This is a genomic window from Pseudoxanthomonas sp. J31 (genome assembly GCF_000510725.1).
GTDB lineage: Bacteria > Pseudomonadota > Gammaproteobacteria > Xanthomonadales > Xanthomonadaceae > Pseudoxanthomonas.
On record NZ_AZNZ01000003.1, the window covers coordinates 313,719 to 337,495 of the forward strand.

The 23,777-nt window shown below is 71.7% G+C and carries 26 protein-coding genes; all 26 read left to right on the forward strand.

The features are described from left to right. Positions 1-188: 188 nt before the first annotated feature. A complete protein-coding gene (locus PSEJ31_RS0107130) occupies positions 189-707 on the forward strand; it encodes a flagellar basal body-associated FliL family protein (protein WP_028915059.1) in 519 nt (172 codons plus the stop codon). Between the two features lie 13 nt (positions 708-720). After that, complete coding sequence (fliM, locus tag PSEJ31_RS0107135; RefSeq protein WP_019397609.1) at positions 721-1,734, forward strand: flagellar motor switch protein FliM; 1,014 nt, start codon at positions 721-723, stop codon at positions 1,732-1,734. Beyond that, positions 1,731-2,063, forward strand: coding sequence for a flagellar motor switch protein FliN (gene fliN, locus PSEJ31_RS0107140; RefSeq protein ID WP_019397610.1), 333 nt, complete (start codon positions 1,731-1,733; stop codon positions 2,061-2,063). The genes fliM and fliN overlap by 4 nt, the downstream gene beginning before the upstream one ends. Before the next feature lie 2 nt (positions 2,064-2,065). After that, positions 2,066-2,467 carry a flagellar biosynthetic protein FliO gene (gene fliO / locus PSEJ31_RS0107145; protein ID WP_028915060.1) on the forward strand — a complete coding sequence of 134 codons (402 nt, stop codon included), beginning with the start codon at positions 2,066-2,068 and terminating at the stop codon, positions 2,465-2,467. Between the two features lies 1 nt (position 2,468). Continuing rightward, positions 2,469-3,236: a flagellar type III secretion system pore protein FliP gene (gene fliP / locus PSEJ31_RS0107150; protein ID WP_019397612.1), complete on the forward strand. Its 768-nt coding sequence runs from the start codon at positions 2,469-2,471 to the stop codon at positions 3,234-3,236. Between the two features lies 1 nt (position 3,237). Continuing rightward, a complete protein-coding gene (locus PSEJ31_RS0107155; RefSeq protein WP_019397613.1) occupies positions 3,238-3,507 on the forward strand; it encodes a flagellar biosynthetic protein FliQ in 270 nt (89 codons plus the stop codon). Positions 3,508-3,522: 15 nt separating this feature from the next. After that, the gene (gene fliR / locus PSEJ31_RS0107160; RefSeq protein ID WP_019397614.1) at positions 3,523-4,317 is read left to right on the forward strand and encodes a flagellar biosynthetic protein FliR; all 795 of its coding nucleotides are present in this window, start codon (positions 3,523-3,525) and stop codon (positions 4,315-4,317) included. Between the two features lie 68 nt (positions 4,318-4,385). Then, positions 4,386-5,522 (forward strand): flagellar biosynthesis protein FlhB, encoded by a 1,137-nt coding sequence (flhB, locus tag PSEJ31_RS0107165; RefSeq protein WP_019397615.1) that lies wholly within the window; start codon positions 4,386-4,388, stop codon positions 5,520-5,522. Between the two features lie 41 nt (positions 5,523-5,563). Next, the gene (flhA, locus tag PSEJ31_RS0107170) at positions 5,564-7,609 is read left to right on the forward strand and encodes a flagellar biosynthesis protein FlhA (protein WP_147209350.1); all 2,046 of its coding nucleotides are present in this window, start codon (positions 5,564-5,566) and stop codon (positions 7,607-7,609) included. 171 nt (positions 7,610-7,780) lie between these two features. Next, on the forward strand, positions 7,781-9,139 hold the full coding sequence (gene flhF / locus PSEJ31_RS0107175; RefSeq protein ID WP_028915062.1) for a flagellar biosynthesis protein FlhF: 1,359 nt from the start codon (positions 7,781-7,783) through the stop codon (positions 9,137-9,139). Between the two features lie 37 nt (positions 9,140-9,176). Continuing rightward, entirely contained in the window at positions 9,177-10,010 is an 834-nt protein-coding gene (locus tag PSEJ31_RS0107180) for a P-loop NTPase (RefSeq protein WP_019397900.1), read from the forward strand. Next, positions 10,007-10,747 carry an RNA polymerase sigma factor FliA gene (locus PSEJ31_RS0107185; RefSeq protein ID WP_019397899.1) on the forward strand — a complete coding sequence of 247 codons (741 nt, stop codon included), beginning with the start codon at positions 10,007-10,009 and terminating at the stop codon, positions 10,745-10,747. Before PSEJ31_RS0107180 ends, PSEJ31_RS0107185 begins: the two co-directional genes overlap by 4 nt. Positions 10,748-10,773: 26 nt before the next feature. Next, on the forward strand, positions 10,774-11,166 hold the full coding sequence (gene cheY / locus PSEJ31_RS0107190) for a chemotaxis response regulator CheY (protein WP_019397898.1): 393 nt from the start codon (positions 10,774-10,776) through the stop codon (positions 11,164-11,166). Then, positions 11,163-11,792: a protein phosphatase CheZ gene (locus PSEJ31_RS0107195; RefSeq protein ID WP_019397897.1), complete on the forward strand. Its 630-nt coding sequence runs from the start codon at positions 11,163-11,165 to the stop codon at positions 11,790-11,792. Before cheY ends, PSEJ31_RS0107195 begins: the two co-directional genes overlap by 4 nt. A gap of 3 nt (positions 11,793-11,795) precedes the next feature. Beyond that, positions 11,796-13,703, forward strand: a complete 1,908-nt coding sequence (locus PSEJ31_RS0107200; protein WP_028915063.1) for a chemotaxis protein CheA — start codon at positions 11,796-11,798, stop codon at positions 13,701-13,703. A gap of 112 nt (positions 13,704-13,815) precedes the next feature. After that, entirely contained in the window at positions 13,816-14,556 is a 741-nt protein-coding gene (locus PSEJ31_RS0107205; protein WP_019397891.1) for a flagellar motor protein, read from the forward strand. A gap of 13 nt (positions 14,557-14,569) precedes the next feature. Then, complete coding sequence (motD, locus tag PSEJ31_RS0107210; RefSeq protein ID WP_028915064.1) at positions 14,570-15,586, forward strand: flagellar motor protein MotD; 1,017 nt, start codon at positions 14,570-14,572, stop codon at positions 15,584-15,586. After that, positions 15,586-16,371: a ParA family protein gene (locus PSEJ31_RS0107215; RefSeq protein WP_028915065.1), complete on the forward strand. Its 786-nt coding sequence runs from the start codon at positions 15,586-15,588 to the stop codon at positions 16,369-16,371. Before motD ends, PSEJ31_RS0107215 begins: the two co-directional genes overlap by 1 nt. A 440-nt stretch (positions 16,372-16,811) precedes the next feature. Further along, positions 16,812-17,348 (forward strand): chemotaxis protein CheW, encoded by a 537-nt coding sequence (locus tag PSEJ31_RS17380; protein WP_051403684.1) that lies wholly within the window; start codon positions 16,812-16,814, stop codon positions 17,346-17,348. A gap of 53 nt (positions 17,349-17,401) precedes the next feature. Then, entirely contained in the window at positions 17,402-17,710 is a 309-nt protein-coding gene (locus PSEJ31_RS0107225) for an STAS domain-containing protein (RefSeq protein WP_019399691.1), read from the forward strand. Then, complete coding sequence (locus tag PSEJ31_RS0107230) at positions 17,707-18,072, forward strand: response regulator (protein ID WP_026010741.1); 366 nt, start codon at positions 17,707-17,709, stop codon at positions 18,070-18,072. The genes PSEJ31_RS0107225 and PSEJ31_RS0107230 overlap by 4 nt, the downstream gene beginning before the upstream one ends. A 43-nt stretch (positions 18,073-18,115) precedes the next feature. Further along, a complete protein-coding gene (locus tag PSEJ31_RS0107235; protein WP_028915067.1) occupies positions 18,116-20,077 on the forward strand; it encodes a chemotaxis protein CheA in 1,962 nt (653 codons plus the stop codon). A 99-nt stretch (positions 20,078-20,176) separates the two neighbouring features. Then, positions 20,177-20,920, forward strand: coding sequence for a flagellar brake protein (locus PSEJ31_RS0107240; protein ID WP_232210994.1), 744 nt, complete (start codon positions 20,177-20,179; stop codon positions 20,918-20,920). 86 nt (positions 20,921-21,006) lie between these two features. After that, entirely contained in the window at positions 21,007-21,486 is a 480-nt protein-coding gene (locus tag PSEJ31_RS0107245; protein ID WP_019399695.1) for a chemotaxis protein CheW, read from the forward strand. 77 nt (positions 21,487-21,563) lie between these two features. Then, on the forward strand, positions 21,564-21,941 hold the full coding sequence (locus PSEJ31_RS0107250) for a hypothetical protein (protein ID WP_026010743.1): 378 nt from the start codon (positions 21,564-21,566) through the stop codon (positions 21,939-21,941). 73 nt (positions 21,942-22,014) lie between these two features. Beyond that, a partial coding sequence (locus tag PSEJ31_RS0107255; protein WP_028915069.1) for an MCP four helix bundle domain-containing protein occupies positions 22,015-23,777 on the forward strand: 1,763 nt, incomplete at its 3' end.

The following is a 23,777-nucleotide window of genomic DNA, read 5'->3' on the forward strand; positions in this document are numbered from 1 at the left end:
CCCTGGCCGCGTCCGCGGCCGGGGCGCAGGTGCCTGTCGCAATCCCGATCGCCAGGCCCCGGCCATGCCGGCCGTGCGGCCACGCGCCGGACCTTCGCCGGCTCCGCCGCCGCTCGTCGTCAAACCGTCGCCGCGCTTGCGGCACGCCGCTTGCATAGGCCTTGCCGCAAACCACAGGAGATCGACGCGTGGCCACCGCAGCCGACAGGACCCCCCGCAACTCGCCGAACAGTACTCCCCGCGACGGCGGCAAGCTGCCCCTGGTCATCACCCTGGTCGCGGTGCTGGTGGCCTGCGGCGCCGGCGGCGGTTGGTACTGGAGCTCCCAGCGCGCCAAGGCCGCCGAGCAGGCCGCCGCCGAGGCGGCCAAGCCGCGCCTGCCGGCCCCGGCCCAGTACCTGGCGCTGGAGCCGCCGTTCGTGGTCAACCTCAACGGCGGCATCGAGGGCCCGAAGTACCTGCAGGTGGAGATCCAGCTGATGACCCGCGACAACAACGAGCTGGCGGAGCTGGAGCGCCACGCCCCGGCGATCCGCGCCCGCCTGCTGATGCTGCTGGCGCAGCAGACCGCCGAGGGCATCGCCGACCGCGCCGGCAAGGAAGCGCTGCAGGCCGAGGCCCTGGCCGAGGTGCGCAAGCTGATGCGCGCCGAGACCGGCAAGCCCTGCGCCGAAGCCCTGCTGTTCACCAGCTTCGTGACCCAGTGAGCCGCGCGCGCCCATGACCATCAACGACCTGCTCTCACAGGACGAGATCGACGCCCTGCTGCACGGCGTGGATTCCGGCGCGGTCAACACCGAGCCGGAGCCGGACCCGGGCACCGCGCGGCCGTACGACTTCGCCAGCCAGGACCGCATCATCCGCGGGCGCATGCCCACCCTGGAGATGGTCAACGAGCGCTTCGTGCGCCTGTGGCGCATCGGCCTGTTCAACCTGATCCGGCGCTCGGCCGACATCTCCGTGCGCGGCATCGACCTGATCAAGTTCGGCGAGTACATGCACTCGCTGTACGTGCCGACCAACCTCAACCTGGTGCGCTTCAAGCCGCTGCGCGGCATGGGCCTGATCGTGTTCGAGCCCAAGCTGGTGTTCACCGTGGTGGACAATTTCTTCGGCGGCGACGGGCGCTACCCGACCCGGATCGAGGGCCGCGAGTTCACCGTCACCGAGATGCGGGTGATCCAGCTGATGCTGCGCCAGACCTTCACCGACCTGGTCGAGGCCTGGGCACCGGTGATGGACGTGGAGTTCGAGTACATCAACTCCGAGATCAACCCGCACTTCGCCAACATCGTCACCCCGCGCGAGTACGTGGTGGTCAGCCGCTTCCACGTCGAGCTGGACGGCGGCGGCGGCGAGATCCACGTCACCCTGCCCTATTCCATGCTCGAGCCGATCCGCGAGCTGCTCGACGCCGGCATCCAGAGCGACCGCATCGACCGCGACGAGAGCTGGAACGCCACCCTGCGCGAGCAGCTGCAGCTGGCCGAGGTGACCATCTCCAGCGTGCTGGCGGAGAAGCGCATCGACCTGCGCCAGCTCACCCAGCTGAAGGTCGGCGACGTGCTGCCGATCGAGCTGTCCACCACCGTCCCGGTGTGCGTGGAGAACATCCCGGTGTTCACCGGCCAGTTCGGCCTGTCCAACGGCAGGAACGCGGTGAAGATCGTCCAGACCCACCCGCCCGGCGCCGAAAAGCCGCGCCAGGCCGCCCCCGAGGAAATGCCCGCATGAGCACCGAAGCCCCTGCCGCGACCGCGCAATTCGACGCGCTGCAGTCCGAGCCCGTCCAGGGCGCCAGCGACCTGAACCTGGACGTCATCCTCGACGTGCCGGTGACCCTGTCGCTGGAGGTCGGCCGCACCCGCATGCCGATCCGCAACCTGCTGCAGCTCAACCAGGGCTCGGTGATCGAGCTGGAACGCGGCGCCGGCGAACCGCTGGACGTGTACGTCAACGGCACCCTGATCGCCCACGGCGAGGTGGTGGTGATCAACGACCGCTTCGGCGTGCGCCTGACCGACGTGGTCAGCCCCAGCGAGCGGATCCGGAGGCTGCGTTGAGCATCCTGCCGCTGCTGCTGGCCGCCGCCCCCGCCGCGCAGGCCGCGCGGCCGGCGGCGCAGGCCCAGGGCCCGGGCCTGTTCGGCGCGTTCTTCGCCCTGCTGCTGGTGCTGGGCCTGATCGTCGGCCTGGCCTGGCTGCTCAAGCGCATGCCCGGCTCCGGCTTCCGTCCCGCCGACGGCCTGCGCGTGGTCGCCTCGCTGCACCTGGGCACCAAGGAGCGCGCGGTGGTGGTGGAGGTCGGCGGCCGCCAGCTGCTGCTGGGCGTCTCCCCGGGCGGCGTGACCCTGCTGCACGAGCTGCCCGAGCCGCTGCCCGCGCCCGAGGCGCCGCGCCTGCCCAACCTCAAGGAACTCCCCAACTTCGCCCAGCTGCTGTCGCAGCGGCTGCGCCGGACCCGCTGACATGAACTCCCGCCGCCTGCTCCTGACCGTCGTGGTGCTGGTGCTGGCCTGCCTGCCGCTGCTGGCCGCCGCCGCGCCGGCGGCGCCGCAGGTGCCATCCCTGCCGAACGTGACCGTGGGCCGCATCGGCGACGCCCCGGTGAGCGTGCCGCTGCAGACCCTGCTGCTGATGACCGGCATCACCCTGCTGCCGTCGCTGCTGCTGGTGATGACCTGCTTCACCCGGATCATCATCGTGCTGGCGCTGCTGCGGCAGGCCCTGGGCACCGGCCAGACCCCTTCCAACCAGATCCTGGTGGGGCTGTCGCTGTTCCTGACCGCGATGGTCATGATGCCGGTGTGGCAGAAGGCCTGGGACGCCGGCTTCGGCCCCTACCTCAACGGCGACATCGACTTCCGCAGCGCCTGGGACCTGGGCACCGCGCCGCTGCGCGCGTTCATGCTGGCCCAGGTGCGCGAGACCGACCTGATGACCTTCGCCGGCCTGGCCGGGCATGACACCTACAGCGGCCCGGACGCGGTGCCGTTCCCGGTGCTGGCGGCCTCGTTCGTCACCTCCGAGCTGAAGACCGCGTTCGAGATCGGCTTCCTGATCTTCATCCCGTTCGTGGTGATCGACCTGGTGGTGGCCAGCGTGCTGATGTCGATGGGCATGATGATGCTCTCGCCGATGCTGATCTCCGCGCCGTTCAAGATCCTGCTGTTCGTGCTGGTGGACGGCTGGGTGCTGACCGTCGGCACCCTGGCGGCCAGCTTCAACGGGGTCTGAGATGAGCCCGGAACTGGCCCTGACCGAACTGCGCCGCGCCCTCGAGGTGGCCCTGTGGGTGGGCGGCCCGCTGCTGGTCACCATGCTGGTGGTGGGCGTGGTGGTCGGCATCGTCCAGGCCGCCACACAGATCAACGAGCCGACCATCGCCTTCATCTCCAAGGCCGTGGCCATGACCGCGGCGCTGTTCGCGCTGGGCAGCTTCCTGCTGGCCTACCTGGTCGACTACACCACCACGCTGTTCCAGCGCATCCCCCACCTGATCGGCTGAGGACGGGAGCGCGCGGTGGATCCGGCAACCCAGATGGTGGTCGACGGCCAGCAGGCCTTCGGCATGATCGGCACGGTCATGTGGACCATGCTGCGCACCGGGGCGATGCTGATGGCGATGCCGCTGATCGGCACCCGCGCGGTACCGGTGCGGGTGCGGGTGCTGGTGGCCGGCGCCCTGGCCATGGCGCTGGCGCCGATGCTGCCGCCGGTGCCGGAGTTCGCCGGCCTGGACGCGGCCAGCGTGCTGGGCGTGGCCCGGGAACTGGCGGTGGGCGTGGCCATGGGCTTCTGCCTGCGCCTGATGTTCGAGGCCGGGGCGTTCGCCGGCGAGATCGTGTCCCAGGGCATGGGCCTGGCGTTCGCGCAGATGAACGACCCGCTGCGCGGCACCAGTTCCGGCGTGGTCGCGCAGTGGTTCTACCTCGCCTTCGGCCTGCTGTTCTTCGCCAGCGACGGACACCTGGCCATGGTCGCGATGCTGGTGCGCAGCTACCAGGCCCTGCCGATCGGCGCCGGCTGGACCGATGCCGCGGCCGGGCTGTCGGTGCCGGTGCAGCTGTTCCCGGCGGTGCTGCGCGGCGGCCTGGGCCTGGCCCTGCCGCTGATGATGGCGATGCTGGCCACCAACCTCACCTTCGGCGTGCTGGCCAAGGCCGCGCCCTCGCTGCATCCGGTGCAGCTGGGCCTGCCGGTGGCGGTGCTGACCGGCATGCTGTTGCTGTCGCTGCTGGCCGGCGAGATCGCGCGCCCGGTGCAGGCGCTGTTCGACACCGCATTCGACGCCGGCATGGCCGTCCCCGCGCCCTGAGCCGGCGCCTGGAACGGAACTTGCACTGACCGCCCCGCGCCGGCCCCCTTCCGGCGCCGGAGACCGGCATGGCCGAGAACGAGGACGGCCAGGAAAAAACCGAACAGCCAACCGGCAGACGCCTGCAGAAGGCGGCCGAGGAAGGCAACGTCCCGCGTTCGCGCGAACTGGGCAACGCGGCGCTGTTCGGCGCCGGCGTGGTGGCGGTGATCGCCGGCGGTCCAATGTTCGCGCGCGGCGCGGCCGGCTGGATGCGCAACGCGCTGGCGCCCGACCTGGGGATGCTGGAGGACCCGTCCCTGCTGTTCGGGCACATGGGCATGCTGCTGCTGAAGCTGTTCGCGGTGGTGCTGCCGCTGCTGGGCGTGGCGCTGCTGGCCTGCCTGGTCGCGCCGGTGCTGATGGGCAGCCTGCAGTTCAACCTCAAGGCACTGGCGCCCAAGCCCGAGCGCCTCAACCCCCTGGCCGGGCTGCAGCGCATGGTCAGCAGCGACGGCCTGGTGGAACTGGCCAAGTCGCTGCTGCGCGTGGCGTTGCTGGGCACCGCCTGCGGCCTGGTGCTGGTGCACGGCTTCGACGTGCTGCGCGCCATGCCCGGGCAGTCGCTGGAGGACGCCGCGCGCACCGGCCTGTACTTCGCCGGCCGCCTGCTGGGCGCCGCCGCGGTGGCGCTGCTGTTGCTGGCCCTGGCCGATGCGCCGTACCAGAAGTGGAACCGGCTCCGCAAGCTGAAGATGACGCGCCAGGAAGTGCGCGAAGAAATGAAGGAGGCCGACGGCAACCCGCAGGTCAAGGGCAAGATCCGGCAGATGCAGTTCCAGATGTCGCAGCGCCGGATGATGGAGGCGGTGCCGACCGCCGACGTGGTGGTGGTCAACCCGACCCACTACGCGGTGGCCCTGAAGTACGACGGCGGCAGCATGCGCGCGCCGAAGGTGGTGGCCAAGGGCGTGGACGAGCTGGCGATGCGGATCCGCGAGGTGGCCGACGCCCACCGCGTGGCGATCGTGTCCGCGCCGCCTCTGGCACGCGCCTTGTATCGCGAGGGTGAGCTCGACAAGGAGATCCCCGTGAGACTGTACGCCGCCGTGGCCCAGGTCCTGTCCTACGTGTACCAGCTGCGCGCCTGGCGCCCCGGTACCGGGCGCGCGCCGCAGCTGGGCACGGTCGAGGTCAGGGAATTCCCGGAGGATGACGGCAAGTGAGCGCGACCGCTTCCCAGCCGCTGTCCCGCCGCCTGCTGGAAATGGCCCGCAATGGCATCGGCGCGCCACTGTTGGTGCTGGCCCTGCTCGCCATGGTGGTGGTGCCGCTGCCGCCGCTGCTGCTGGATGCCCTCTTCAGCTTCAACATCGCCATCTCGCTGGTGGTGCTGCTGGCCGTGGTCTACGTGCAGCGGCCGCTGGACTTCACCATCTTCCCGGTCATCCTGCTGACCACCACCATGCTGCGGCTGGCGCTGAACGTGGCGTCCACCCGCGCGATCCTGCTGCACGGCCAGGCCGGCGGCGACGCCGCCGGCAAGGTGATCGCCGCCTTCGGCGAGTTCGTGGTCGGCGGCAACTACGCGGTCGGCATCGTGGTGTTCGCGATCCTGACCATCATCAACTTCGTGGTCATCACCAAGGGCTCCGGGCGCATCTCCGAGGTGACCGCGCGCTTCATCCTCGACGCCATGCCCGGCAAGCAGATGGCGATCGACGCCGACCTCAATGCCGGCCTGATCACCCGCGAGGAGGCCAAGGCCCGCCGCGACGAGGTCCGCGAGGAGGCCGACTTCTACGGCGCGATGGACGGCGCCAGCAAGTTCATCCGCGGCGACGCCGTCGCCGGCATCCTGATCCTGTTCATCAACCTGCTGGGCGGCTTCGCCGTGGGCATGTTCCAGCACGGCATGGCCGCCGCCGACGCCGCCTCGACCTACACCCTGCTGTCGATCGGCGACGGCCTGGTGGCGCAGCTGCCGGCGCTGCTGGTGTCCTCGGCCGTGGCCATGCTGGTGACCCGCGCCTCGCGCGCCCAGGACATGGGCCAGGCGGTGGTCGGCCAGGCCTTCGGCCAGTACCGCGCCCTGGGCGTGGCCTCGGCCATCCTGGTGACGGTGGGCCTGGTGCCGGGCATGCCCAACGTCGCTTTTCTGACGCTGGGCGCGTTGCTCGGCTTTGCTGCCTGGAAGCTGTGGCAGCGCAAGCAGCAGGAGGAATCCGCAGCGGCGCGGGCCGAGGCCGCCGGGCCGGCGGCCGCCCCGGGCCAGGCGGCCGGCGAGCTGGACTGGGACGAGCTGCGCCCGGTCGATCCGCTCGGCCTGGAGGTCGGCTACCGCCTGATCCCGCTGGTGGACAAGACCCAGGGCGGCGAGCTGATGGCGCGGATCAAGGGCGTGCGCCGCAAGCTCACCCACGAGATCGGCTTCCTGATCCCGCCGGTGCACATCCGCGACAACCTGGAGCTGCAGGCCAACCAGTACCGCCTGCTGGTACACGGCGTGCCGGTAGCCACCGCCGAGATCCAGCCGGACCGCGAACTGGCCCTGGACCCGGGCGGCGCGCTTGGCCCGATCGACGGCATCAAGGGCAAGGACCCGGCGTTCGGCCTGGACGCGGTGTGGATCCACCCGCACCAGCGCGCCCAGGCCGAGGCCCTGGGCTACACCGTGGTCGACCCGGCCACCGTGGTCGCCACCCACCTGTCCCACCTGGTGCGCGAGCACGCCCCGGAGCTGCTGGGGCACGAGGAGGTGCAGCAGCTGCTGGCCACCCTCGCCCGCAGCGCGCCGAAGCTGGCCGAGGACCTGGTGCCCAAGACCCTGCCGCTGTCGGTGGTGGCGCGGGTGCTGCAGAACCTGCTGGTGGAGCGGATCCCGGTGCGCCAGCTGCGCAAGATCGCCGAGGCCCTGCTCGAGCACGGCGCCTACAGCCAGGACCCGGCCGTGCTCACCGCCGCGGTCCGCAACAGCCTGGGCCGCTTCATCGTCCAGGAGATCGCCGGCGCCTCGCCGGAGCTGCCGGTGTTCACCCTGGCCGCGCCTCTGGAACGGGTCTTGCAGGAGTCCGCGCAGGGCAACGGCGCCGCGGCGCTGGAGCCCGGGTTGGCCGAACGCCTGCAGCAAAGCCTGGCCGAGTGCGCCGGGCGGCAGGAGGCGAAGGGCGAACCGGCGGTGGTCCTGGTACCGGCCACCGTGCGCGCCTCGCTGGCGCGGCTGGTACGCCACAGCGTGCCGTCGCTGTCGGTGCTGGCCTACACCGAGGTACCGGAGGACAAGCGGCTGAAGCTGGTCGGAACAATCAACTGAAAGCCGTGATTGGGGATTCGTGGTTCGTGATTCGAAAAAGCGGATCGCGGCGGACTGGGAAGGAAGTGGGATGAACAAGGCAACAAGAACACGGATACGGACAGGCCGCGGAGGCCCGGCATCTGCTTCTTCCAATCACCAATCACGGATCACGGATCACGGCCCCTAACCATGAAAATCAAGCGTTTCGTTGCCGCCGACATGCGTACCGCGCTGCGGATGGTCCGCGCCGAGCACGGACCGGATGCCGTGATCCTCTCCAACCGCCGCACCGAGGAAGGGGTGGAGATCGTCGCGGCCAGCAACTACGACGAGGACGCGGTGCAGCGGGCCCTGATCGAGGCCCAGCGCGCCAGTGAACCGGCGCCCGCGCCCGCGGCCCCGACGCCGGCCGCCGCCCCTGCCCCTGCCCCGCACGACTTCGCCGCCGCCATGGCCGCGGCCCTGGCCACCCCGACCGCGCGCGCGGTCTCGGTGCTGCCGCCGGAGGTGGTCATGGCGCATCCTGCCGCCCCGGCCGGTCCCGCCCCCGCGGCGTCTGCGCCCGCCCCGGAACCGGCGCCCCCGGCCGCCAGTCCGGCCCCGACCCTGGCCGCGGTGCCGGCCCCGGTGGCGCCGGCCGACGACGAGCAGCTGCGCGCCATGCGCGAGGAACTGGCGCAGATGCGCGCCATGATCGAGCGCGAGATGCACCGCCTGACCGACGAGCGCCTGCGCGGCTCGCCGGTGCGGCTGGCGGCGATGGAACTGATGGAGGACTACGGCTTCGACGCCGGGATCACCCGCGACATCGTCCTGGAACTGCCGGCCGACACCCCGATGCACCGCGGCCGCGGCCTGATGCTGGGCCTGATCTCGCGGCGCCTGCCGGTGTGCCCGGTGGACCCGCTGGAGGCCGGCGGCGTGATCGCCCTGGTCGGCCCCACCGGCGCCGGCAAGACCACCACCATCGCCAAGCTGGCCGCCCGCTTCGTGGCCGAGCACGGCCCGCGCGACATCGCCCTGGTCACCACCGACACCTCCCGCATCGGCGGTCGCGAGCAGCTGTACGGCTACGGCCGCCAGCTGGGCATCGCGGTGCACGAGGCCGACAGCGACGCGGCCCTGATCCAGCTGCTGCAGCGCCTGCAGGACTACCGCCTGGTGCTGGTGGACACCGCCGGCCTCGGCCAGCGCGACCGCGCCCTGGCCAACCAGCTCAACTGGCTGCGCGCCGCACGCAACGTCAGCACCCTGCTGGTGCTGCCGGCCAACTCCCACTTCGCCGACCTGGACGAGGTCGTGCGCCGCTTCGGCCCGGCCCGCCCGCAGGGCGTGGTCCTGACCAAGGTCGACGAGACCGGGCGCCTGGGCAGCGCGTTGTCGGTGGTCGTGGACCACCAGCTGCCGCTGACCTGGGTGACCGACGGCCAGCGGGTCCCGGAGGACCTGCACCGGGCCAATGCCGCCAGCCTGGTGCTTCGCCTTGAAGATCTGCGCCGGGCTGCCGATAAGCCGAACATCCCGGAGGCCGACCATGCCGTCGCCTGAGTCCCGCCCCGCAACCCCGAGCCCCTTCCGCCCGACGATGAACCACGCACCGCTCGCCCCCGTCCGCAGCATCGCCATCACCGGCGGCAAGGGTGGCGTGGGCAAGACCAACCTGTCGGTCAACCTGGCCGCCTCGCTGGCGGCGCTGGGCAAGCGCACCCTGCTGCTGGACGCCGACCTGGGCCTGGCCAACGTCGACGTGCTGCTGGGCCTGTCCCCGCAGCACACCCTGGCCGACCTGGTCGCCGGCCGCTGCGAGCTGGAGGACGTGATCCTGGAAGGCCCCAACGGCATGCTGGTGGTGCCGGCCGCCTCCGGGCGCCGGCACATGGCCGAACTGCAGCCAGCCCAGCACGTGGGACTTGTCAATGTTTTCAATGACCTGCAGCGTGATCTTGACATTCTGGTTGTAGACACTGCCGCCGGCATCACCGACAGCGTGCTGACCTTCTGCCAGGCCGCCCAGGACGCGGTGGTGGTGGTCTGCGACGAGCCGGCCTCGATCACCGACGCCTACGCCCTGATCAAGGTCCTGTCCCGCGAGCGCGGCGTGGACCGGGTCCAGGTGGTGGCCAACATGGTGCGCAGCCCGGCCGAGGGCCGCGGCCTGTACGACAAGCTGTCGCGGGTATGCGAGCGCTTCCTCGGTGACGTCTCTCTGAACTTCCTCGGCGCGGTGCCGCAGTGCGACTGGCTGCGCATGGCGGTGCAGCGCCAGCAGGCCGTCGCCACCGCCTACCCGGCCAGCCCCTCGGCCCGCGCCATCGCCGAGATCGCCCGCCGCGCGGCGCGCTGGCAGGCGCCGACCGCCCCGCGCGGCAACATCGAGTTCTTCGTCGACCGGATGATTCGGCAAGGCGCGGTCGCATGAATGCCGTGGCCGAATACCGCGCCGTGCGCGGCAGCAACGACGACGCCATCACCCGGCATGCCGACCTGGTGCGGCGCATCGCCCACCACCTGGCGGCGCGCCTGCCGGCCAGCGTCGAGGTCGACGACCTGATCCAGGCCGGCATGATCGGCCTGATCGAGGCCAGCCGCAGCTACGACCCCGACCAGGGCGCCTCGTTCGAGACCTACGCCTCGATCCGCATCCGCGGCGCGATGATCGACGAGATCCGGCGCGGCGACTGGGTGCCGCGCTCGGTGCACCGCCGCGCCCGCGACGCCGCCGCCGCGGTGCGCGAGATCGAGCAGGCCACCGGCCGCGCCGCCGCGCCGCAGGAAGTGGCGGCCAAGCTGGACATGCCACTGCCGGAGTACCTGCGCCTGCTGGAGGACGCCTCTCGCGGCCAGGTGCTGAGCCTGGACTCCCACGTGGAAGACCACGGCGACGTGCAGGTCAACAGCAACAGCCCCACCCCGCAGCAGCTGCTGGAGCGCAGCGATTTCGGCCGCGAGCTGGCGGCGGCCATCTCCAACCTGCCCGAGCGCGAACAGCTGGTGCTGTCGCTGTACTACGAGCAGGAGCTGAACCTGAAGGAGATCGGCGCGGTGCTCGGGGTCAGCGAGTCCCGGGTGTGCCAGATCCACGGCCAGGCCGTGCTGCGCCTGCGCGGCCGCCTGTCCCAGTACGAATCACGTGATGCCGGTCTGGACGACGACTGAGCACGCAACGCCAAACGGAGCACGAAGTGAACAAGAACATGCGGATCCTGATCGTGGACGACTTCTCGACGATGCGACGCATCGTCAAGAACCTGCTCAACGATCTGGGCTACAGCAACACCGCCGAGGCCGACGACGGCCACACCGCGCTGGCGGCCCTGCGCGCGCAGCCGTTCGACTTCGTCATCACCGACTGGAACATGCCGGGCATGACCGGCATCGAGCTGCTGCGCAGCATCCGCGCCGACCCCAAGCTCAAGACCCTGCCGGTGCTGATGGTCACCGCCGAGGCCAAGCGCGAGCAGATCCTGGAGGCCGCGCAGAACGGCGTGAACGGCTACATCATCAAGCCGTTCACCGCGCAGACCCTCGAGGAGAAGCTCAACAAGATCTTCGAACGGCTGGCGGCGACGGCATGAGCACCACCGCATCCCCCGAGCGTGCGGCGCTGGTCCAGCGCCTGCACGACGCCCTGGAAGCCCTGGACCGCGGCGACGAAAGCGCACTGCGCGCCGAGATCGACGCCCTGGCCGCCGCCCGCACCCGTCCGCTCGTGCAGGGCCTCGGCCGGCTGGCGCGCGAACTGAGCCAGGCCCTGGGCGAACTGCCGGAGGTCCCCGGCGCCGACGACCATGGCGTGGAGGGGGTCGAACTGGACGACGCCTGCGCGCGCCTGGACCACGTCATCGGCATGACCGAGCAGGCCACCCACCGCACCCTGGACCTGGCCGACGAATGCCGCGCCCTGGTCGAGGGCCTGCGCGCCGAAGGCGTGACCGACGGCCAGGACCAGGTGCTGGACCGCATCCGCCGCAACCTCACCGAGATCGCCCTGACCCAGAGCTACCAGGACCTGACCGGGCAGATCATCCGCCGCGTCGCCGGGATCGTGCGCCGCGTCCACGAAGGCTTCGGCGAACTGGGCCTGCCGCCGCGCGCCGAGCCGCGCGAGCCCGCGCTGGCGGGCCCCGCGGTGGCCGGGCTGGACACCCATGCGGTCAGCCAGAACGACGCCGACGCCCTGCTGTCGGAACTGGGGCTGTAAGCCATGAGCGGTGTGACGCCCGAAATCGCCGCGGACTTCATCGTCGAGGCCCAGGAGATCCTGGACCGGCTCGGCGAGCAGCTGGTGGAGCTGGAGCGCGCGCCCCAGGACAGCGAGCAGCTCAATGCGGTGTTCCGCGGCTTCCACACCCTCAAGGGCGGTGCCGGCTTCCTCGGCATCCAGCCGATGGTCGAGCTGTGCCACGCCGCCGAGGAAACCCTGGGCGCCGCCCGCTCCGGCACCGCCGAACTGGACCCGCTGCACTTCGACGCCGCCCAGCGCTCGCTGGACTGGTTGCAGGCCATGCTCGACGCGGTCGCCGCCGGCACCGAGCCGGAGCACGCGCCGCCGGAGCTGATCGCGCAGTTCGCCCTGGTCGCGCCGCCCGCGCCGCAGCCGCAGGCCGCGCCGCAGCCCGTGGCGGCGCCCGCGCCGGCCGGCGGCGACGACCTGATCAGCGACGACGAGTTCGAGGCCCTGCTCGACCAGCTGCACGGCAAGGCCGCGCCCGGCGCCAAGCCCGCAGCCGCGCCCGCGCCGGCCACCGCGGCTGCGGACACCATCACCGACGACGAATTCGAGGCGCTGCTGGACCAGTTGCACGGCAAGGCGCCGCCCGGGGCCAAGCCGCTGCCGGCCGCCGCGCCGGCCCCGGCACCGGCGGCCGCTGCGCCGCCGCCCGCTCCCAAACCCTTACCGAAGCCGGCCGCCCCGCGCCCGGCCAGCCCGCCCCCGCGCGCCGCCGCCGCGGGCGAGGCCGAGCACACCGTGCGCGTGGACACCCGCCGCCTGGACGCGATCGTCAACCTGATCGGAGAGCTGGTGCTGGCGCGCAACCGGCTCAAGACCCTGCGCGCGCGCCTGCGCGACGACGAACTCGACCGCGCCGTGGCCAGCCTCGACGTGGCCACCGCGCGCCTGCAGTCGGCGGTCATGCGCACGCGCATGCAGCCGGTGGGCAAGGTGTTCTCGCGCTTCCCGAAGGTGGCGCGCGACGTCGCCCGCTCGCTGGCCAAGGAAGTCGAACTGGAGATGGTCGGCGCCGACACCGAGCTGGACCGCAACCTGGTCGAGGCCCTGGCCGATCCGCTGGTGCACCTGGTGCGCAACGGCATCGACCACGGCGTGGAGGCGCCGGAAGTGCGCGAGGCCTCCGGCAAGCCGCGCGTGGGCCGGCTGCGCCTGGCCGCGCAGCAGGAAGGCGACTACGTCACCATCGAGGTCCAGGACGACGGCGCCGGCATCGATCCGGAGCGCCTGCGCGCCAAGGCGCGCGAGAAGGGGCTGATCGACCCGGAGGCCGCGGCACGCCTGGGCGCGGACGAATGCCTGCAGCTGGTGTTCCTGCCCGGCTTCTCCACCAAGACCCAGGTCACCGACATCTCCGGCCGCGGCGTGGGCATGGACGTGGTGCAGTCGCGCATCCGCGAGCTGGGCGGGCAGATCCAGATCCAGTCCGAGCTCGGCCGCGGCACCCGCTTCCTGATCCGCGTCCCGCTGACCCTGGCGATCCTGCCCACCCTGCTGGTACAGGCCGGCGAGGCGGTGTACGCCCTGCCGCTGGCGCGGGTGCAGGAGGTGCTGCACGCCAAGCCCTCCGCGCTGGGCTGGTTCGACGGCCGTCCGGTGATGGACCGCCAGAGCCATACCCTGCCGCTGGTGGACCTCCGCCGCTGGCTGGGGCTGGAGCCGCTGTCCGGCAACGGCGCCCTGACCGTGGTCGTGCTGCAGATGGGCGACGCCCGCTTCGGCCTGATCGTCGACCAGGTGCGCGGCCGCGAGGAAGTGGTGATCAAGCCGCTGCCCAAGGCCCTGCGCGGCCTGCCCGGCTATGCCGGCGCGACCCTGATCGGCGACGGCCGCCTGGCGCTGATCCTGGACGTCGACGGCCTGCGCGCCAGCAGTCCGTGAGCGCGCGGCGCACGCCGTGCGCGTGCGCCGTTCCGCGCAGCCGCGCGCCGGCGGCGATGCCGGCGGGCGTTCCCGCTCAAGTCCCAGTCCACGTGCGCCGATAACCCGACATATGGACATCCTCAGCCTCATCGGTCTGCTCCTTGCCCTGGTCGCGCTGATCGGCGGCGCCATCCTCAAGGGCGCCGGCCTCGGTTCGCTGTGGTCGGCCGCCGCGTTCGTGATCGTGATCCTCGGCACCTTCGCCGCGATCTTCGTGCACACCCCGCCGCCGGTGTTCAAGCGCGCCCTGGGCATCGTCGGCTGGGTGCTGCGCCCGCCGGCCGCCGACCGCGCCGCGCTGATGGCGCAGATCCTGGAATGGAGCAACATCGCCCGCCGCCAGGGCCTGCTGGGCCTGGAGCAGCAGGTCGGCGAGCAGGAGGACCCGTTCCTGAAGAAGGGCCTGCAGATGCTGGTCGACGGCGTGGAGCCGGAGCAGATCCGGCACATGCTGGAGATCGACCTGGAGAGCCAGGAGAACCAGGAGCTGGCCGCTGCCAAGGTGTTCGAGGGCATGGGCATCTACGCCCCGACCCTGGGCATCGTCGGCGCCGTGTTCGGGCTGATCGCGGTGATGAAGAACCTGGCCGATCCGTCCAAGCTCGGCCACGGCATCGCCGCCGCGTTCACCGCGACCATCTACGGCATCGCCTCGGCCAACCTGTTCTTCCTGCCGATCGCCTCCAAGCTCAAGGCGGTCATCGGCCGCCGCACCGGCGAGCGGGAGATGATCATCGAGGGCCTGATCGCGATCGCGCAGGGCGAGAACCCGCGCAACATCGAATCCAGGCTCGCCGGCTTCCTGCACTGACCCGGAGCCGTCGATGGCGCGCAGGAAGAAGCACGAGGAGCACGGCAACCACGAGGCCTGGGCGATCCCCTACGCCGACCTGATGACGCTGCTGCTGGCGTTCTTCGTGGTGATGTACGCGATCTCCACCCTCAACGAGGGCAAGTACCGGGTGCTGGCCGACGCCCTGACCGCCGCCTTCGGCGGCGCGCCGCGCACCATCAACCCGGTGCAGGTCGGCAACTTCCAGCTGCAGGGCTCGGACTACGACCGGCCCTCGCCGATCAAGTCCGGCGCCCGCCACGGCCCGTCTGCGCCCTCGCCCGCGCCCAACCCCACCCTGCTTCCGGCGCTGGCCTCGCACATGCGCACCGGCGTGCCGCTGGACGTGTCCGACCGCGCCGCCGTGCAGCGCGCCCAGCGCCAGCTCGGCAACATCGCCACGCGCCTGGAGGAGGCGCTGGCGCCGCTGGTCGACGCGCGCCTGATCACCGTCCGCCGCGCCGAGCTGTGGCTGGAGGTGGAGATCAACAGCGACATCCTCTTCGACACCGGCTCGGCCGCGCTGGACGCATCCGCGCGCGAGGTGCTCACCCGCCTGGCCGACGTGCTGCGCGAGACCCCCAACCCGGTGCGGGTGGAGGGCTATACCGACAACCGCCCGATCAACACCGTGCAGTTCCCGTCCAACTGGGAGCTGTCGGCGGCGCGCGCAGCCAGCGTGGTGCACCTGTTCTCGGCGCAGGGCGTGGCCCCGGAGCGGCTGGCCATGGTCGGCTACGGCGAGCACCGCCCGCGCGCGGACAACCTCACCGAGGAAGGCCGCAACCGCAACCGCCGCGTGGTCCTGATCGTGCTGGCCGCGCCCGGCGCCGCCGGCGATGCGGACCCCGGCGCGGAGGAAGGCGTGGCGGTCAAGAGCGGCGCGCAGGTGCCGATAGCAGAGGTGGCAGCCAGCCAGCCGGTGCCCGGGCGCGCGGCACCCGGCCAGGCGGCCACCGCTGCCGCGTCCGGCGCGGCAGCCGAAAGAACCACAGGAGGATCCGACTGATGCGCGTGTGGGCGATCGCCAACCAGAAAGGCGGCGTGGGCAAGACCACCACCACCCTGGCCCTGGGCCGCGGCCTGGCCACGCGCGGCAGCCGCGTGCTGCTGGTGGACCTGGACCCGCATTCGTCCCTGACCCGCACCTTCGGCGTGCCCGCCGACCCGGCCCCGGAAGGCGTGATGGAGCTGTTCGCCACGCCGCCGCGGCCGCTGGCGAGCCTCGCCCGGACCAGCGCGGTCGAGCGCCTGGACTACGTGTGCGCGCAGACCGCCCTGGCCACCCTGGAGCGGCGCAGCGCCAACCAGCCCGGCCTCGGCCTGGCCCTGGCGCAGGCCCTGGCCCGCCATGCCGGCCAGCACGACTACGTGCTGCTGGACTGCCCGCCGACCCTGGGCCTGCTGATGATCAACGCCCTGGCCGCGGCCGACCGCGCGATCATCCCGACCCAGGCCGAGCCGCTGGCGCTGCACGGCCTGGCCGGCATGCGCCGCACCGCGGAGATGGTCGAGCGCTCGCGCCGGCGCCCGCTGCCGGTGTCGGTGCTGCCGACCCTGTACGACCGCCGCACCCGCGCCGGCCAGGAAGCACTCAAGCGCATGCAGGACGAACACGGCGAGCGCGTGTGGGATGACGCGATCCCGGTCGATACCCGGCTGTGCAATACCGAACTGCTGGTGCAGCCGTTTGCCGACGAGGGTGCCTATCCCGGGCGTGCCCTGTCCGCCTACCGGCGTGCGCTGGACTGGATCCTGGCCAGCGATGCCCAGGCCCTGGAACAGGCGGCATGAACGGGGTCGCGGCACTGGACGACTACCTGGACGGACTGCTGGCCCCCGAGCCTGCGGCCGGCGAGGCCGCGCCTGCCGCCCAGGCCCCTGCGGGCGATGCGCAGGCTCCCTCGCCGCCGCCTGGAGCGGAGGCTACGGTCATGGACGAGCGCCCGGCTGACGTTCCGGCTGCCGTGGCTGATGCGGCGGCAGACCCGGCCGAGGCTCCGTCGGAGGCCGCGGTCGGGCCGGATGGAGCGACCGGTACCCCGGCGCCCGCTGGCGCCACCGAAGCCGCCCCGGCGGCGGCCGCCGTCGAGCCCGCCCCGGCAGAACCCGCCCCCGGCCCGGCGGCGGTCCCGGCTCCCGCGCCCGCTCCGATGGCGGCCCCTGCTCCGGCCCCAGCGCCCGCTCCCGCGCCGCGCATCGTGGCCCCTGCGCCGGTTCCCGCCGCCGCGCCCGTGCCGCCGCCACCCGCGCCGGCCCCGGTCCCGCACGCGCCGCGTGCGGCCCATGCCGCCGCGGATGAGTCGACCGCGGCCGACCCCACCGGGCACAGCTCGCGCTGGCTGCGCCTGCGCTGCGGCAGCCAGCGCTACGGCCTGGAACTGCTCAAGGTCCAGGAAGTGGTGCTGCCGGTGCCGCTGCTGGCCCTGCGCGGCACGGTCCCGGCCATGCTCGGGGTGATGAACCTGCGCGGCCAGGTCGTGCCGGTACTGGACCTGGGCATGCACCTGGGCCAGCCCGCGCAACCGGATACCGCCGCCACCCGCTTCGTCGTGCTCGAGGAAAAGGGCGAGGTGCTGGGCCTGCGCGTGTCCGCGGTCGAGGACGTGGTCACCCTCGGCCAGTCCCAGGTCGAGCCGCCCGGCACCACCCAGGTGCGGCTGGCCGGCAACGGCCTGTTCCGCGGCATCGCCCGCCTCGGCGGCGAGCCGATGGTGCTTCTGGACGCCTCCTGCCTGCTGGCCCCGGCCGGCGCGGACGCGTGGCGCTAAAGCCTGCGCCGCGGCGGCCGCTATCCAGACCGACCCCACTGCGTGGAGAAACGATGAACACCGTTTCCCTGGGCGAGGACCTCGGCATCGAGGCCAGCGCCGAGCTCAAGGAACGCCTCTCGGCACACCTGGATGCCAGCGAACTGGCCCTGGATGGCACCGCCGTGCGCCGCGTGCACACCGCGGCCATGCAGGTGCTGTGCGCGTTCTTCCGCAGCCGCCGCGAACTGGGGCGCCGCACCGAGCTGTCCGGGTGCAGCGACGCCCTGCGCGACGCCGCCCGCCTGCTGGGCCTGTCCGGCCAGCTGGGGCTCACCGACCAACAAGACTTGAATAAGAAAGAAGTGGAGAACGCCGCATGAGCGCACGCATTCTGGTAGTGGACGATTCGGCCTCGATGCGCCAGATGGTCTCGTTCGCCCTGACCTCGGCCGGGTTCGCCGTGGAGGAAGCCGAGGACGGCCAGGTCGCGCTCAACCGCGCCCAGGGACAGCGTTTCAACGCGGTGGTGACCGACGTGAACATGCCGAACATGGACGGCATCTCGCTGATCCGCGCCCTGCGCGCCCTGCCGGACTACAAGTTCACCCCGCTGCTGATGCTGACCACCGAGTCGGCCGCGGACAAGAAGGCCGAGGGCAAGGCCGCCGGCGCCACCGGCTGGCTGGTCAAGCCGTTCAACCCCGAGCAGCTGGTCGCCACCGTGCAGAAGGTCCTGGGCTGATCCCGGGCCACCCGCCATACCCCCAAGTTTCGAGCGCGCCACCATGAGCATGGACCTGCAACGCTTCCACGCCACCTACTTCGAGGAAAGCCGCGAGGGCCTGGACGCGATGGAGGCCGGCCTGCTGGCGCTGGAAAGCGGCAGTACCGACCCCGAAGTCATCAACTCGGTGTTCCGCGCCGCCCACTCCATCAAGGGCGGCGCGGCCACGTTCGGGTTCGAGAAGATGGCCGCGCTGACCCACGTGCTGGAGACGCTGCTGGACGAGATCCGCGGCGGCAAGCGCGCCCTCGCCTCCAGCGCGGTCGACGCCATGCTCGGCTCGGTGGACGTGCTGCGCGCCCTGCTGGCCGAGGCCGAGCACGGGCACCCCGCCGACACCGCCGCAATCGAGGCCGTACACCAGCGCCTGCAGCAGGAGCTGGGCCAGCCCGGCGCCGCGGCCGCGGCCAGGGCCGCCGCCGAGCCGGAGCCGGAAGGCTGGGATATCGCCTTCAGCCCGGCGCCGTCGCTGTTCATGAGCGGCAACGACCCGCTGCGCATCATCCGCGAGCTGGAGCACCTGGGCCCGCTGGAAGTCAACGCGCGCCTGGAGAAGCTGCCCGAATTCGCCCAGCTCGATCCACTGGAAGCGTGCATCGCCTGGGACCTGGGCCTGCGCGGCAAGGTCCCGCGCAGCGCGATCGACGACGTGTTCGCCTGGGTGGTGGACGACTGCGAGCTGGACATCCGCCCGCAGCTGCCCGCCGCGCCCGCCGCGGCTGCACCCGCGGCCCAGGCCGCGCCGGCCGCCGCGCACCCGGGCGCCGGCGCCCCGGCGGCCGCGGGCGTGCACGAGGCCGAGACCTCCATCCGCGTCAGCGTCGACAAGGTCGACGCCCTGATCAACCTGGTCGGCGAGCTGGTGATCACCCAGGCCATGCTCAAGCAGGTCAGCGGCGGCATGGACCCGGCCCAGGCCGAGCGCCTGTTCGCCGGCCTGGAACTGCTGGAGCGCAATACCCGCGACCTGCAGGAAGCGGTGATCGGCGTGCGCATGCTGCCGGTGGATGCGGTGTTCCGCCGCTTCCCGCGCCTGGTGCGCGACCTGTCCGGCCGCCTTGGCAAGCACGTGCGCCTGCGCACCATCGGCGAAGGCACCGAGCTGGACAAGGGCCTGATCGAGAAGATCGCCGACCCGCTGGTGCACCTGGTGCGCAACGCCATCGACCACGGCCTGGAACTGCCGGACGCGCGCAAGGCGGCCGGCAAGGACGAGACCGGCACCATCACCCTGGCCGCCTCGCACCAGGGCGGGCACATCGTGATCGAGGTCGCCGACGACGGCCGCGGCCTGAACCGCGCCAAGATCCTGGCCAAGGCCGCCGAGCGCGGCCTGGCGATCCCGGACAACCCCACCGATTCGCAGGTCTGGGACCTGATCTTCCAGCCCGGCTTCTCCACCGCCGACCAGGTCACCGACCTGTCCGGGCGCGGCGTGGGCATGGACGTGGTGCGCAAGAACATCCAGGCCCTGGGCGGCGAGGTGCAGCTGGAGAGCGCCGAGGGCCGCGGCACCCGCGTGGTCATCCGCCTGCCGCTGACCCTGGCCATCCTCGACGGCATGGTCGTGTCCAGCGGCGGCGAGATCCTGATCCTGCCGCTGAGCCACGTACTGGAAGCGCTGCAGCCGGAGCCGGACGACATCCGCACCGTCGCCGGCGAAGGCCGGGTGCTGCGCGTGCGCGGCGAGTACCTGCCGCTGCTGTCGCTGGCCGGCACCTTCGGCTATGGCGACGGCTCCGGCGAATCGCTGGTGGTGGTGGTCGAGGGCGACGGCCAGAAATTGGCCCTGCAGGTCGAGGAACTGGTCGGCCAGCAGCAGGTGGTGGTCAAGAACCTGGAGAAGAACTACCGCCGCGTGCCGGGCATCTCCGGCGCGACCATCCTCGGCGACGGCCGTGTGGCCCTGATCGTCGACGTCGGCGGCCTTGCCCGCCAGCGGCAGCTGCCGCTGGCCGCCTGAGGCGGTGGCGGCGCCCGCTCAAGTCGCCCCGCCGGCGGCCGATAAGGCCAGCAACGAGGCCCCGACCAAGAAGGGATGACGGCTGCCACCGAGCCAGGCTTGGCCCCCATTGACCTGCCCGATGCGGAGCGCTACCAGCTGCGCGCCCCGCGGGAGGTGCTGCGCGTGCTGCATGCCCTGGTCGACGGCCGCGCCCTGATCAGCGCCCACCTGCTGCCCGGTGGCCTGTCCTGCCCCACGGCGCTGCTGGAGGCCGGGCCGGATGGCGTGCTGCTGGACGGCAACCGCCAGGATGCCATCAATCAGCGCATGGCCGCGGCCAACCAGGTCCTGTGCGTATCGCAGCTGGACCGGGTGCGGATCCAGTTCCGCCTGCATCGCCTGCAGCGGGTCCCCGGAGATGGCCCGGCCACCTTCGCCGCGCCGCTGCCGTCCTCGGTACTGCAGCTGCAGCGGCGCGAGCTGTACCGGCTGGAACTGATCCCGGGCCCGGTGACCACGGTGCTGGTGCCGCCGCGGCACGAGGGCCAGGCGCCGCTGCAGGCCCGGGTGGTGGACATCAGCGGCGGCGGGGTGGCCCTGGCCATCGGCGAGGAGGACCAGGCGCACTTCCCACCGGGCGGGCAGCTGGACGCCTGCACCCTGGAACTGCCTGATGGCGGCCGCCCGATCCCGGTGCGTCTGCAGGTCGCTCACACCTCGCGGCGGCAGCAGCTGGCGCGGCACCCGGTGCGGGTCGGCTGCCGCTTCGTCGACCTGCCGGCCAGCGCCGAGCAGCGGATCCTGCAGTTCATCTTCCGGGTCGAGCGCCAGCGCATGGCGCGCGAGCGGGGTGTGGTGTAGCGGGCCCTAAAGTTGCGCCGCCAACGGCCGATTCAACCCGGGAAGCCAGCGCGCATTGCGCCGACATGCCCCTGCAGGAGCAAACAATGAGCAGCACCCCGGTCCCCTCTACGGGCGAATTCCTCACCTTCACCCTGGGCGAAGAGAACTACGGCGTCGACATCCTCAAGGTCCAGGAGATCCGGGGCTACGACTCGGTCACCCGCGTCCCGGACGCGCCGGAGTACATCAAGGGCGTAATCAACCTGCGCGGCACCATCGTGCCGGTGATCGACCTGCGCCTGAAGCTGCGCCTGAAGGAAGCACGCTACGACAGCTTCACCGTGATGATCGTGCTGAACGTCGACGACCGCGTCGTCGGCATCGTGGTGGACAGCGTGTCCGACGTGGTGCCGCTGGCCGCCGAGCAGATCCGCCCCACCCCGGAGTTCGGCGCCTCGGTCGATACCCGCTTCATCAGCGGCATCGGCACCCTCGACGACCGCATGCTCATCCTGCTCGACATCGAGACCCTGCTGGACAGCGCCGACCTGGGCGAGGCCCAGGCCCTGGACACCGCTACCTGAGAACCCTTGCCAACGGCTGCCGCCGGGCGATCCCGGGGCGGCCCGCCTTTCCGTTCCCGCCATTGGAGTATGCCCCCATGAATCGTTTGACCAAGACCTTGTCCCTGGTGGCCGCCCTGGCCGCGGCGCCCGCCGCCTTCGCCCAGGAAGCCGTCCCCGCCGAGCAGGCCGTGCGCTTCATCGGCAAGGACGTGATGGTCTGCGGCAAGGTCGAGAAGACCCGCTGGGCCCAGAACACCGAGGGCGAGCCGACCTTCCTGTACATGGGCGGCATGTTCCCGCGCCACACCTTCTCCGCGCGCATCCCGGGCGACCAGCGCGGCAAGTTCAAGCCCACTCCGGAGGAGCTGGAGGGTCGCGACGTGTGCGTGATCGGCACCGTCCAGCGCGACGCCAGCCGCGCCGAGATCGCGGTGACCTCGCCGGCCAACATCAAGCTGGCCAACCTGAAGTAACAACAAAAACCTGGCGGGATGCCCGCGGGCATCCCGCACCCAATTGCCGCGAATATTCGGGGGAGTACGCTGCATGCATTGGCTCAAGAACTTGAAGCTCACGCCAAAACTGATGCTGGCTTTTGGCGTGGTGCTGGTATTGCTGGCCGCGCAGGGCGTCGGCGCCTACTACGGGCTGTCGTCGCTCAACCGGGCTACCACCAACCTGTCCCAGGGCAGCATGCAAAGCGTCTCCGTGGCGGCGGAGCTGCGTGCCCTGCTGGGCGAGTACCGCACCGCGGCCTACCGCGGGCTGGTGCGCGCCAGCGATGCCGTCAAGCTGGACGCGCGCGAGCGTAGCGCCAAGCTGTCGGAGCAGATCGACCAGTCCCTGGCGGCCTACGGCAAGCTCGCCGCGACCGCCGAGGAGCGCAAGCTGCTGGAGGAGCTGACCACCTCCTGGCACAAGGCCCGCGCCTCCTACGAGTCGGTCAACGAACTGATCGACCTGGAGCTGCCGGACGACGCCCTGGACACCTTCCTGGGCGAAACCTCGGACCTGCACAACGCCGCCACCGCCGCCGTCACCGCGCTGATCCAGGAAACCGACCGCCAGGCCGACCAGTCCGTGGCCAGCGCGGGCACCGCCTACGCGACCTCGGTGACCACCATCGTGGTGATGCTGCTGGTGGGCGTGGCCGGTGGCCTGGCCATCGCCTTCTTCATCGCCCGCAACCTGGCCGGTGCGATGCGCGGTGCCGTGGCCGTGGCCAACGACGTCGCCACCGGCAAGCTGGACAGCCGCATCGACATCCGGGGCTCGGACGAGATCGCCGACCTTATGCGCGCGATGCAGCGCATGCAGCACGACCTGCGCGAGCGCACCGAGCGCGACCAGAAGGTCGCGGCGGAGAACCTGCGCATCCGTACCGCGCTGGAAGCCTCCACCACCGGCCTGATGATCACCGATCCGGAATACCGCATCGTCTACCGCAACCCGGCGCTGGCCCGGATGCTGGAAGGCCATGCGGACCAGGTCGCGGCCGCCCTGCCCCACCTTGACATGGAGGCGCCGCTGGTCGGCCAGCCGGTCGAGGTCCTGGAGATCGGCGGCAAGATCGCGCAGGACTTCGTCGCCCGCCTGGAGCGCGAAGGCAGTGCCGCCCGCGAGGTGCAGTACGGCGATGCCTGCTTCGCGCAGAACATCTCCACCATCCTCGACGCCGAAGGCAAGTACGTCGGCATGGTGTGCGAGTGGCGCGACCGCACCGCCGAGATCCGGGTCGAGCAGGAGGTGGCGCGCGTGGTCGAGGCGGCCGCGGCCGGCGACCTGTCCGGGCGCATCGACACCAGCGACAAGCAGGGCTTCCTGCTGCAGCTGGCGGTGCAGCTCAACGGCCTGCTGGACGCCAACGCGATCAGCCTGGCCGAGGTCTCGCGCCTGCTGACCGCCCTGGCCCAGGGCGACCTGACGGTGCGCATGGAGGGCCAGTTCCACGGCGTGTTCGCCCGCATGCGCGACGACGCCAACGCCACCGTCGACCAGCTGACCTCCATCGTCTCGCGCATCCAGGCCGCCTCGGCCGCGATCAACGCCGGCNCCACCGAGATCGCCTCCGGCAACAACGACCTGTCCCGCCGCACCGAGCAGCAGGCCGCCAACCTGGAGGAAACCGCCGCCTCGATGGAGGAGCTGACCTCCACCGTCAAGCAGAACGCCGACCACGCCCGCCAGGCCAACCAGCTGGCGATCGGCGCCGCCTCGGTCGCCTCGCAGGGCGGCCAGGTCGTCGGCCAGGTGGTCTCGACCATGGCCGACATCCAGGCCGCCTCGCGCAAGATCGCCGACATCATCTC

What these genes read in the sequence shown, in the direction of transcription:
- fliM (WP_019397609.1), top strand. Translation starts at nt 721, where the DNA reads ATGACCATCAACGACCTGCTCTCACAGGACGAGATCGACGCCCTGCTG.
- fliN (WP_019397610.1), top strand. Translation starts at nt 1,731, where the DNA reads ATGAGCACCGAAGCCCCTGCCGCGACCGCGCAATTCGACGCGCTGCAG.
- fliP (WP_019397612.1), top strand. Translation starts at nt 2,469, where the DNA reads ATGAACTCCCGCCGCCTGCTCCTGACCGTCGTGGTGCTGGTGCTGGCC.
- PSEJ31_RS0107155 (WP_019397613.1), top strand. Translation starts at nt 3,238, where the DNA reads ATGAGCCCGGAACTGGCCCTGACCGAACTGCGCCGCGCCCTCGAGGTG.
- flhB (WP_019397615.1), top strand. Translation starts at nt 4,386, where the DNA reads ATGGCCGAGAACGAGGACGGCCAGGAAAAAACCGAACAGCCAACCGGC.
- flhA (WP_147209350.1), top strand. Translation starts at nt 5,564, where the DNA reads ATGGCCCGCAATGGCATCGGCGCGCCACTGTTGGTGCTGGCCCTGCTC.
- flhF (WP_028915062.1), top strand. Translation starts at nt 7,781, where the DNA reads ATGAAAATCAAGCGTTTCGTTGCCGCCGACATGCGTACCGCGCTGCGG.
- PSEJ31_RS0107180 (WP_019397900.1), top strand. Translation starts at nt 9,177, where the DNA reads ATGAACCACGCACCGCTCGCCCCCGTCCGCAGCATCGCCATCACCGGC.
- PSEJ31_RS0107185 (WP_019397899.1), top strand. Translation starts at nt 10,007, where the DNA reads ATGAATGCCGTGGCCGAATACCGCGCCGTGCGCGGCAGCAACGACGAC.
- PSEJ31_RS0107195 (WP_019397897.1), top strand. Translation starts at nt 11,163, where the DNA reads ATGAGCACCACCGCATCCCCCGAGCGTGCGGCGCTGGTCCAGCGCCTG.
- PSEJ31_RS0107200 (WP_028915063.1), top strand. Translation starts at nt 11,796, where the DNA reads ATGAGCGGTGTGACGCCCGAAATCGCCGCGGACTTCATCGTCGAGGCC.
- PSEJ31_RS0107205 (WP_019397891.1), top strand. Translation starts at nt 13,816, where the DNA reads ATGGACATCCTCAGCCTCATCGGTCTGCTCCTTGCCCTGGTCGCGCTG.
- motD (WP_028915064.1), top strand. Translation starts at nt 14,570, where the DNA reads ATGGCGCGCAGGAAGAAGCACGAGGAGCACGGCAACCACGAGGCCTGG.
- PSEJ31_RS0107215 (WP_028915065.1), top strand. Translation starts at nt 15,586, where the DNA reads ATGCGCGTGTGGGCGATCGCCAACCAGAAAGGCGGCGTGGGCAAGACC.
- PSEJ31_RS0107225 (WP_019399691.1), top strand. Translation starts at nt 17,402, where the DNA reads ATGAACACCGTTTCCCTGGGCGAGGACCTCGGCATCGAGGCCAGCGCC.
- PSEJ31_RS0107230 (WP_026010741.1), top strand. Translation starts at nt 17,707, where the DNA reads ATGAGCGCACGCATTCTGGTAGTGGACGATTCGGCCTCGATGCGCCAG.
- PSEJ31_RS0107235 (WP_028915067.1), top strand. Translation starts at nt 18,116, where the DNA reads ATGAGCATGGACCTGCAACGCTTCCACGCCACCTACTTCGAGGAAAGC.
- PSEJ31_RS0107245 (WP_019399695.1), top strand. Translation starts at nt 21,007, where the DNA reads ATGAGCAGCACCCCGGTCCCCTCTACGGGCGAATTCCTCACCTTCACC.
- PSEJ31_RS0107250 (WP_026010743.1), top strand. Translation starts at nt 21,564, where the DNA reads ATGAATCGTTTGACCAAGACCTTGTCCCTGGTGGCCGCCCTGGCCGCG.